The sequence below is a fragment of the Parabacteroides sp. PF5-9 genome, assembly GCF_029893105.1.
Taxonomy (GTDB): domain Bacteria; phylum Bacteroidota; class Bacteroidia; order Bacteroidales; family Tannerellaceae; genus JARXWG01.
In genome coordinates, this window is the sequence record NZ_JARXWG010000011.1 from 96,813 (window position 1) to 108,154 (window position 11,342).

The window sequence follows — 11,342 nt, forward strand, 5'->3', positions numbered from 1 at the left end:
TATTAATTATTAATATTCTATTACTCATAGTGTAAAGCTTCTGCCGGAGCCAGTTTTACCACTCTGCGCACCGGGAACCAGATACCTATACAGATCATTACCGTCATCAATACATACGTCAGACTATATGTAATCAGGAAACGCCCGATTGAATAAGGCACACGATACATATCCGGAACATCCATAAAGATAATATTCAATACAAAAGGTAAGGTCAGCGGAACAGTCAATAACAAAAGAATTATCCCTTCCAGATAACTATAGAAACGAATAGATGACTGATCAGCACCTAATGCTACCCGCAACCCGAATTCAGCCTTACGATGCTGTGTCCGCAACCAGAAGGTTCCGATAATACCAAAAAGAACATTGATCAATAAAAAGCCAACCAGTGACATTTTTTTACTGGTTTCTTTGTTCGTATCCCTCAGAATTAGTTCTTTATTATGTGTTATTGAACGTACACTATATACTGTCAGATTGTTTACTGTCAACCTGTCCTCCATTTCTTTCAGGAACTCATTGATTTCTTCCTGTGAATAATGTCGTTTCATCCTCACACAAAACTCCAGCGATTTCACTGATGTATCCATAATAAAGTCCTTCAAATCAGTTCCGGAATATATTTTATAGAAAAACGGTTCACTTCGTTTATATTCATTATCGCGATAAGGAACAGAAACCGCCGCGATCGTCATTCGCGTATCTCCCGATGGATATTGAAGCTGTCGTCCTCTTACATCACTGGTATGAAAGAATTTAAGCGCCATATCTTCAGATACGACCACAGGGATATGTGCACTTTCAACCATAGATGTAATAGAATTCCCATGAATGTCTTTAATTCTGAATAAGTCGAAAAATTCAGGAGAGACATACCGACACTGAAAAGAATTCTCCCGGTATGTGGTATCCCCTTCTACCGGCATAATTTGTGTCCATGAATTACCGAAGGCATAAGGAGCCGAATAAAATGAGATACAAACATTCTCTACCGACGGATGTTGAAGGATCTGGGTCTGCAACCTCATCAGATCGTCGCCTTCTGTGGATTGATATATTTCTTCCGGCACATATCCCGGAGCCTCCGGAGCCAGATTATCCAGCTGAAATCGCCAAGTATTTGAAATATCATATCCCATCGGCGAATAATAAGTTTTCAAATCTACATACATCTGATCGGTAATCCACCACACCGCACATACCACTACGGTCAGCTCGGCAAAAATCCAGATATTGCTTTTCCGTTGAGACCAGATAATCTTTAATATTTGCTTAATCATAATTCGTTCCGTTTATTGATTCGTATCATTTAAAGCCGCCACAATCTGTTGCCGGGCAGTATAAAGCGCAGGTAGTCCGGCGCTCAACAAGTTCAAAAGCAAAGCAAAAAAGAGAACGGCTAAAAACAAACCCGGTTTAAAAAGCATATCAGCTGTCAGCATCATATCTTCATTCAATATGAACGATTTACCCAGATGCAAAAACAAAAAAGAAAGCATCAATCCGATCAAAGCGCCTATACAGGTAATGACCATATTTTCAAAAAGGACCTGTCCGATCAGCTTCCCCCAGGTAGCCCCGAAGGCCTTACGAAGACCGATCTCCCCTTTTCGTTTCTGGACGGAAGATTGCACTATACCAATAAGGTTCATCGCCGGTATCAATAGAAGAAACAACAATACCGATCCGGTAGAAAGAAAATAACTCTTAAAAGAAACCTTCTGAAACCCACCTGACCCCATTGTCAGATCCAGTTGATCAATCGGATTAGACAGAAAGTTGACTTTACAATCCTCTTTCGCCGTATTATAAACTGCTAATTGAGCGTTCAACTCCGATTTTACAGCCTCAAAATCCGCCGGACTACGAGCTAACAAGATTGTCCGAAAAGAGCCACTTCCTCCTTCATAATGCATATCATACGCTATTAATCCGGGCTTCGAACGATAAGGAACCCAAATATCCGCATAAGCAAACCGGGCGCCTGAACTAACCGTTTTAACTACTCCTGTGATCGAATATGATACATAGTCAATCACAATCTCTTTACCCACAACTTCTGTTATTCCGAATAGCTTACGGGCTGTTTCGGCAGATACGACTGCCCGGGGCATACCCGAGAGGAAATCCGATTCGGTAAAAGGAGCCCCATGTATAAATGTAAAATCAAACACCTTCCAACATCCGGGATCAGTATAGTTTATATTATACTCGGCAAAAAGACGCTCACCCGGCAAGGAAACAGGTCTCTCGGATTTTGAACAAGCTGTTACCGCCTCCGGACGTTGAAGAGCGTAAAAACATTCTTTCACTACTTCTTCCGACATGCCTCCTCTGGTCCGGGTTGTTTTTGATTCGCAATACACTTCCGTTCCCAACACGTATAGCATACGATCACGAGCCGACTCCGGCGCATAATTCGCATTATTGATCTGAAAGACTAATACGATCACCATAATCATCGCAATAGACAATGACGTACCCATTATCGATATGGCATTCACTAAAGGATTATCCTTCAGCATTTGCAGAGCTTGTTTGAAATATTGCTTAAGCATAGCTTTTTCTTTGGAAGTTAGTAGTAAGAAGTTAGAAGTTGGAATTAAAAAATGAAATATTACATCGAAGTTTTTTCCTTACTTCCTACTTCTAACTTCATTCTCTTATTTTAAGTTTGTTTTTCTCCTTATATCCCGACATATCCGACACGACCACCTCATCACCAGGTTCAAGACCACGAATCACTTCCACATATTCAAAATTACTATCCCCCAACTGCACCTTTCGTTTGATTAACTGATCACCATTCACTACAAATAATTCATATTCGCCTTTTCCGATATAATAAGAGCCATTGACAATACGCATGACATCTTCTTTGATCGCATTCATCACATAGACATCCGTTTTCAAACCCGAACGAAGGCGACGATGGTTATCTTCCTCCAACTGTACCGTAAATGAGATCACTCCATTTTTGGACAAGGGAGTCACATCGCTTACCACACCATCCAGTTTATCACTACCGATACGAACAACCGCCCTACTCCCCGCTCCTATTCGGTCGCCATAGGTATCGGCTATTTCACCTTCTATTTTAAAATGAGTCAGATCCGAAACAATAGCCACTCTTGTTCCTTGTGTCACCTGTGCGCCAATCTCATTGTTGACATACGTCAGTATCGCTTTACGTGGTGAGCGGATTTGTGCATCTTCCAGGATGCGTTTGGTTTCAGCAAGCCCTTTACGAAAAATACTTAACTCCAACTCTTTTACTTTCAGTCCGGCTTCAGCCAACGCCTTTTCATTTTCAAACTTCTGCTCCTCTTCGACCAATTGCAGTTGACTGACATTATAATCCAACTCCACCTGTAAGACTTTATCCGCTGTTCCCGCACCAAGACTATCCAGGTAACGTTCGTTGCGCAATTCGACCTCTTTCCGGTTTAAAGTCATACGCGAAACTTTCAGTTTCATCTCCATTTCCGAGAGTTTGCCTTGTGTGGATACGCGCAACTGCTCCAATTGTAAACGTTGCATCTGCTCCTCATCCAACAACTTATTATACTCCGTCTCCGTACTTTGCAGGTCGAGTTTCAAAATCGGTGTCCCGACATCGACCGAATCGCCTCCTTTTTTGTAAATTTCGACAATCCGCGAATGAATAGGTGAATTAATAATCTCCTCAAATGCGGGTATGACTTTCCCGGATGCGCTAACCGAAACTTCAATCAGCCCTACGTCTACCTTCGATAAGACAAGCTCTTTCCGGTTAAGACTGGTTTGCATCACTGTAATAATTCCACCGATTACCAGAACAGCTACTCCAACTCCCAATACTATTTTCAGTATCTGCTTTCGTTGTTCCTTCTGTTGTACTTCTTTCGATATTTCCCGATCCATTACTTATTGTTTTCTTTCCGAACCATTAGGCAAAGTTTATGCCAAAAACACAAATATCTGTAAAATAGATAATTACACAACAAACAACTGTTCATTATCGGACATGGTGTACGATTTTGCAGCCAATCGTTCAAACTAAACTATTTTAACTGCTTGACTTCTCTTTTTTATCTGCAAAGCGAATCCGTTTGAGACAAAAAAACTAATCGTCTACCAGTTGGATCACTATCGTCTACCAACTGTGTCACTATCGTCTACCAACTGTTGCCCGATCGTCTACCAATTGGTAGACGATTAGTTGTTCTTGGATAAATGATAGGGCAATCTGATAAAACAGGTAGGTCACTTCGGTCAAAGCAATAGAGGTCGTGTACCGGTAGGATTGGTTCTCCTAAGCTTTGGTTTCAGACTACAACCTCCCTCCATTTTCTTCTTCTATTTTACAGCCGGAGGTTTCGTAATCTGAAAAATTAATGTAAATTTGCGTCGTTTAATTACAAATTATCATATAAAAGCATCAAATATTAAGCAATTAACAGAAATGGGGAATAATAAAATTATAGGTGAGAAAATCAAGAACTTGCGCGAAGCCAAACAATTAACCGTTCAAGAAGTCGCTTGTCGTTCCGGTCTGACGATCAGTCAGGTTGAAAGGATCGAAGGCAATATAGACTTCCCTTCATTAGCACCATTAATCAAAATAGCCCGGGTGCTTGGTGTACGGCTGGGCACTTTTCTGGATGATCAAACCGAACTGGGTCCTGTTATCTGCCGAAAGCTGGATAGTAACGAAAAAAACAAGATTGATTTCTCCAATAACGAATCGGACGGGAAAAAACAGATGCAATATCATGCGTTATCGCAAGACAAATCGGGTCGGCATATGGAACCGTTCCTGATCGATGTTTTACCAACAGAAGAGGGTGTTGATTTCGTGCTTTCCACACACGAAGGGGAAGAGTTTATCTATGTCTTGGAAGGGGTGATAGAGATTATTTACGGCAAAAACACCTATATACTGGAAGAAGGCGACAGTATTTATTACGATTCTATCATCGCCCATCATGTACATGCCGCAGCAGACAGTAAAGCGAAAATTCTGGGTGTGGTATATACGCCTTATTAATCTGAAACAGTGGTCAAAAAAGAATAACCTGGCTACTTTCTAACGACTTATTTTATTATGGAATATCAATTACAGGAAAAGACACTGGGACAGTGGCTTGAACATTGGGCGGAAGTCACTCCGGACAAAGAATATCTGGTTTACTCCGACAGAGATTTGCGCTTTACCTGGAGCCAGTTTAACCAACGGGTAGACGATATGGCAAAAGGATTGCTTTCGATCGGAGTCACACATGGTACGCATGTGGGTATCTGGGCAACAAATGTGCCCGACTGGCTGACATTTGTTTTCGCCGGTGCGAAGATAGGCGCTGTACTTGTCACTGTCAATACGAACTATAAACAGAGTGAACTGGAATATCTCGTAAGCAACTCTGATTTGCACACCTTATGTATTACAGAGGGTGTATTCGACGGAAGTTATATCGATATGGTCAATACCATGCTGCCTGAGTTAAAGGAGTCGCAACGTGGTTATTTGAAAAGCGAACGTTTTCCGACAGTAAAAAATATCGTCTATATCGGACAGGAAAAATACCGGGGGATGTATAATACCCCGGAACTGTTATTATTGGGACAAAATATCAGTGACCACACCTTGGTAGAGGCTAAAGACAAAGTTAGCTGCCAGGATGTGGTGAATATGCAATATACATCGGGGACTACCGGATTTCCCAAAGGCGTTATGCTGACGCACTATGGATTGACCAACAACGGTTTTTTCACCGGAGAAGCGATGAAGTTTACGGCCGATGACAAACTATGTTGTTGTGTGCCTCTCTTTCACTGTTTCGGTATTACACTGGCATCGATGAATGTATTGACACACGGTTGTACGCAGGTGATGGTCGAGCGGTTTGACCCGCTGGTCGTACTGGCCTCTATACATAAAGAGAGATGTACCGCTTTGTACGGAGTTCCAACGATGTTTATTGCCGAGCTGAATCATCCGATGTTTGATATGTTTGATCTGACGTCGTTGCGTACCGGAATTATGGCCGGATCACTCTGTCCGGTCGAATTGATGCGTGCTTGTAATGAGAAGATGTATATGACGATCACCAGTGTTTATGGGTTAACTGAAAGTACACCTGGTATGACTCATACAACGATAGACGATCCATTCGAAGCACGTTGTCATACGGTTGGCAAAGAATACCCTCACACGGAAGTCAAAATATTGGATCCCGAGACCGGGGAAGAGTGTCCGGTCGGTGTTCAGGGAGAAGTCTGCTGCCGGGGCTACCTGGTGATGAAAGGATATTATAACAATCCGTCAGCGACAGCCGAAGCGATTGATGAAGATGGATGGTTGCATTCGGGCGACCTCGGAGTAAAAGACGAACAGGGGTATTTTCGCATTACCGGACGTATTAAAGATATGATTATACGTGGAGGAGAGAATATCTACCCGCGTGAGATCGAAGAGTTCCTCTATCACCTCGAAGGCGTGCAGGATATTCAGGTTGTCGGCATTCCTTCTGAAAAATATGGGGAAGAAGTGGGCGCGTTTATTATCCTGAAAGAAGGGGCTTCACTGAGCGAAGAAGAGGTTAAAGACTTCTGTCGCGGAAAGATTGCACGGCATAAGATTCCGAAATATGTCTTTTTCGTGGATGGTTATCCGCTGACCGGTAGTGGGAAGATTCAGAAATTCAAGTTAAAAGATATCGGATTGGAACTCTTAAAAACACAAGGTTAATAACATATCTGTTGCAGAACATAAAAAAGATAACGTTTAAAAGCGGATGTAAAAGTATTGGTTTTTCAAGAGTATGTATGATCAATGACTAAAATAGCTACGAATTAAAAGAGAATACTCTTTTTTCGTCTTGCATAGGATCACCAAAAACGTATATTTGTTGTGGTTTATAATGGTTTTGGAGTCATTGGTAGAAAAGATTGGGTTATAATTATTTGGCACTGGCGTGAGTGTCTGAGACCATTCAGACACGACTTTGAACCTCTGTAATGAAGCAAGGGGGTTATCCAAAGATTGGATAACCCCCTCCTATTTTTTCAAATCATTATTATTTACAAGAACAACGCGGCTTCAGTTGTTTAAAGAAGTCATTCCCTTTATTATCGACAAGGATAAATGCCGGGAAATTTTCCACTTCAATCTTCCAGATCGCTTCCATTCCCAGTTCAGGATATTCCAGACATTCGACTTTCTTGATACTCTCCAGAGCCAAGACTGCTGCCGGCCCTCCGATACTTCCCAGGTAGAATCCACCGTGTTTCTGACAAGCATCAGTCACCTGCTGGCTCCGATTCCCCTTAGCTATCATAAGCAAGCTGCCCCCATTTTCCTGGAAAAGGTCTACATAAGAGTCCATACGCCCTGCTGTTGTCGGACCGAATGATCCGGAAGGCATACCTTTCGGAGTCTTCGCCGGGCCGGCATAATAGATCGGATGATCTTTCACATATTGAGGAAGTCCTTCGCCATTATCAATCCGTTCTTTCAATTTCGCATGAGCAATATCACGTCCGACAACAATGGTTCCCGAAAGGGATAAACGTGTCGCAACAGGGTATTTGTCTAACTCTTTCAAGATATCAGCCATCGGTTGATTGAGATTGATCTTGACAGCATCACCCTCACCAGCATTACGTAACTCTGCCGGAATAAGACGTGCCGGATTCGTTTCTAGTTTCTCAATCCAAATTCCTTCTTTATTGATTTTCGCTTTGATATTCCGGTCGGCCGAACATGAAACACCCATCCCTACAGGACAAGACGCACCATGACGCGGCAGACGAACAATGCGGATATCATGCGCAAAATACTTTCCGCCGAATTGAGCGCCCAATCCGATATTATAGGCTGCTTCCAATACCTGTTTTTCCAGTTCGATATCACGGAAAGCCTGTCCGCCTTCATTGCCTTCGGTCGGCAGGGTATCATAATAATGAGCAGAAGCGAGTTTAACCGTTTTCAGATTAGTCTCAGCCGACGTTCCTCCGATCACAAAAGCGATATGGTAAGGAGGACATGCAGCCGTACCAAGCGTTTTCATCTTTTCTACCAGATAAGGCACCAGTGTATCCGGATTCAATAAGGCTTTTGTTTCCTGAAACAGATAGGTTTTATTGGCCGATCCGCCTCCTTTTGCTACACAAAGGAATTTGTATTCTGCCCCTTCGGTAGCGTAAAGATCGATCTGAGCCGGCAGATTACATCCTGTATTCTTTTCATTGTACATATCCAACGGCACATTCTGAGAATAACGCAGATTGTCTTCCGTATAGGTGTCATACACTCCTTTAGACAACGCTTCCGCATCATCATAACCGGTCCATACCTGTTGCCCTTTTTTACCTACGATAATCGCCGTGCCTGTATCCTGACAGAATGGTAATTGTCCTTTTGCTGACACTTCTGCATTCCGCAGAAAAGTTAATGCGACAAATTTATCATTGTCACTAGCCTCCGGATCCGATAAAATCTTCGCTACTTGTTCCTGATGATCTTTGCGTAAGAAGAACGCGACATCATGAAAACAAGCTTTAGCCAGTTTAGCTAATCCTTCAGCTTCTACTTTCAACATTTCTTTCCCTTCGAATGCTGCTACCGAGACATGTTCATCCGTCAACAGATAATACTCCGTCTGATCTTTTCCCATTGGAAAAGGCTCCTGATACTTAAAAGGAGGTGTTGCCATATACTTTAAAATTTAAATGATGTTATTGGTTTCTGTCCGACAAAATTACGTATTTAATTGCTGATTCTCATAAGAAGTAAAAGAATTCATTACTTTTGTACGATATGAAACGATTCACTTTTCTCTGTATATTGCTCTGCCTTAGCACTCACCTAATTGCCCAGGTGAGCCATGGAGGAAGGCCTTTGCCTCTGACACTTACCCGGAGTGTTGATCCCCGTTTATTCTGCGAAATGCCCGCCTTTGATGTAGAAGCAGAACTTCGTCTGGATGCTTTATTCGACAGCGACTTGAGAAGCGGTTATCGTTTTGCTTACAAATTTATAACAGATTACAACCGCAGTAACTCTGGCATATCTTATACGCTAGCAGACGGCACTAAAGTCTGGCGTTTAGGCATCCGATCTCAAGGAGCACTCTCTTTAAATGTGCTATTCACCGAATATGAATTGCCTGAAGGCGCCCGGTTGTTTGTCTACAATAGTGATCAGACACAGATCTTAGGCGCATTCAATCACTTGAATAATTCCGAGCTGCATCTATTGCCGGTTGCTCCCATCGAAGGAGAAGAACTCATTATCGAATATCAGGAACCACCACGTGTTGCTTTTCCGGGTCGGTTGACAGTCGGTGAAGTCAATCATGGGTATCGTTCCTTGCGCGGACAAGAGCCGCAGGGTGATAAAAGTAGTTTCTCCTGTATGTTGCCGCTAGCCTGTTATACCGATGAGTTTGATTATCTGGAAGATGTCGGCCGTAGCGTCGTTCTTTTAATTATAGATGGCTCTATTAGTTGTACCGGAGTGATGGTCAATAATACGTCCGGAGATGGAAAACCTTATTTGTTGACTGCTTCCCATTGCCTCAATAATAATTTTACGGTGACTAACCCCGACTATGAAAAAATAGCAGGTAATATCGTCTGTTTTTTCAATTACGAAAGCCCGCTATGCCAGTCTGTCCTTCGCGGAACAGAAGAGATGTCGGTGGCCTCTTCCCTCTTTCGGGCTGTCAATGAACAAAACGATCTGGCGTTGTTGGAATTATTGGAAACACCTCCCCCCTATTATCGCCCTTACTATTCCGGATGGAACGCATCAGACAACGGAAAAGCACCTTATACCGGCATTCATCATCCGGGAGGAGCCGTTAAACGGTTAAACATTCTGGATGGATCCATTTCACTGACCTCTTTTGAAACACTTGGTACCAACTTCTATGAAGATGCACATTGGTGGGTCAGAAAATGGGCAGCAGGTAGTACTGCCGGAGGTTCTTCCGGATCTCCTTTGGTCGACGACAACGGACAGGTTGTAGGCATCCTATCCGGAGGAATGTCTGTCTGCTCCAAACCGGAAAACGATTTTTATTATGCCTTAAACAAAGCGTGGGATGCCGAAACAGATGCTGATCGTCAGCTTAAATATTGGCTGGATCCTTCCAACAAAGACAAACGAACCAATAAAGGGTTGGATCCCTATAGCGATAGTCCGGCACAGCGATTCAGCAATGTCCGCTCAGCCGGAAAAACGGAAATGGTCGAAACAACCTTACTCCCGAATGAAGAAGCGCCTCTTTTTGGAAATAACGCATTAGGCACAAGCGAATATGCAGAAGCGTATCAGGCGACCGGAAACGCCCAACTGTTTGGAACCTACATCGTCAATCCGGCTGCCGGATCCAATTACAAGGATCTGGAAGTCGAAATCACCGTTTACAGCGGTGAAAATGGGCCACAAACACTTTTACATACAGAACTCTTCCAACCCTCTTTCTTCAACAAAGTCAATGGAAAAGATCAATTTCAGGAAACAGGAAAATCGCTGAACAGGGCACAAGAAAGTTTCATTGCTTTTTCATCTCCTGTTGCTGTTTCCGGTAAATATTATGTCGGCTATCGGATTCTTTCTGCGCCGGAGGAAAACGGATATTTCGCTGCATACAATATTCCCGCAGACGAAACAACACACAATACCGCCTGGATAAAGTACAACAATCAATGGATAGAAGCGACCCAACATCCGGCTAAACCCATGAAAACATCCTTATTTATAGATCCCGTTCTCCAATATAAATCCGCAGATTCAAACGTTGAGATATCAGAGAACCAACCGGTTTTGGTTTTCGTAGGAGCAGAACGTCAGACATTACATATCGTCTTTCAAAAAGAGATCACCTCTGCCCAATTAAGTCTATCGGATATCAACGGAAAACGGCTTCGAACAATGACTATCGATCAGCCACAATCGACTATTCCCGTCGCTTATCCAAGTGGAATCTACTTGGTGCATATTGTTTCAGATCAACTGAATTATTCGCAGAAGGTGGTTTTTTGATCGAAAGATCCACCTCCAATTCCAACTTCATCCTATGGAAATATAAACAAGATACTGTTCATTTTTTTGCAATATCCTGTCTGTTTTTCTGTAACACGTAGGTGTGTTTTTTGTTAGAGGTACGTCTAAAACAATTTAGAGGTAGGTGTAAATTCATTTAGAGGTACGTCTAAATGATTTTAGAGGTACCTCTAACAGAAAAGTGAATATAATGTCCTGTCCTGAAATAGGTTGTCATTCAACAAAAGTAAACTTATGTTAGAAACGAAACAAAATGGCAGTATTCGTTACAGCCGCTCATTAAAAA

General features: G+C 42.5%; 7 protein-coding genes. 3 read left to right on the forward strand and 4 right to left on the reverse strand.

All coding sequences use genetic code 11. The features are described from left to right. Positions 1-20: 20 nt before the first annotated feature. From M2135_RS08235 to M2135_RS08245, 3 genes are all read right to left on the reverse strand, one after another. A complete protein-coding gene (locus M2135_RS08235; protein ID WP_280748010.1) occupies positions 21-1,283 on the reverse strand; it encodes an ABC transporter permease in 1,263 nt (420 codons plus the stop codon). A 12-nt stretch (positions 1,284-1,295) separates the two neighbouring features. Then, on the reverse strand, positions 1,296-2,561 hold the full coding sequence (locus tag M2135_RS08240; protein ID WP_280748011.1) for an ABC transporter permease: 1,266 nt from the start codon (positions 2,559-2,561) through the stop codon (positions 1,296-1,298). Between the two features lie 97 nt (positions 2,562-2,658). Then, positions 2,659-3,906 (reverse strand): efflux RND transporter periplasmic adaptor subunit, encoded by a 1,248-nt coding sequence (locus M2135_RS08245; RefSeq protein WP_280748012.1) that lies wholly within the window; start codon positions 3,904-3,906, stop codon positions 2,659-2,661. Between the two features lie 541 nt (positions 3,907-4,447). On the opposite strand from M2135_RS08245, the gene M2135_RS08250 reads away from it, so the two are divergent. Together M2135_RS08250 and M2135_RS08255 are read left to right on the forward strand one after the other, a co-directional pair. Beyond that, a complete protein-coding gene (locus tag M2135_RS08250) occupies positions 4,448-5,032 on the forward strand; it encodes a cupin domain-containing protein (protein WP_280748013.1) in 585 nt (194 codons plus the stop codon). 57 nt (positions 5,033-5,089) lie between these two features. After that, positions 5,090-6,733 (forward strand): AMP-binding protein, encoded by a 1,644-nt coding sequence (locus M2135_RS08255; RefSeq protein ID WP_280748014.1) that lies wholly within the window; start codon positions 5,090-5,092, stop codon positions 6,731-6,733. 328 nt (positions 6,734-7,061) lie between these two features. Here the strand turns inward: M2135_RS08255 and M2135_RS08260 are convergent, their stop codons facing one another. Next, positions 7,062-8,699 (reverse strand): fumarate hydratase, encoded by a 1,638-nt coding sequence (locus tag M2135_RS08260; RefSeq protein ID WP_280748015.1) that lies wholly within the window; start codon positions 8,697-8,699, stop codon positions 7,062-7,064. Positions 8,700-8,803: 104 nt separating this feature from the next. Between M2135_RS08260 and M2135_RS08265 the strand changes: the two genes are divergently transcribed. Continuing rightward, a complete protein-coding gene (locus tag M2135_RS08265) occupies positions 8,804-11,035 on the forward strand; it encodes a T9SS type A sorting domain-containing protein (protein WP_280748016.1) in 2,232 nt (743 codons plus the stop codon). Positions 11,036-11,342 lie beyond the last annotated feature (307 nt).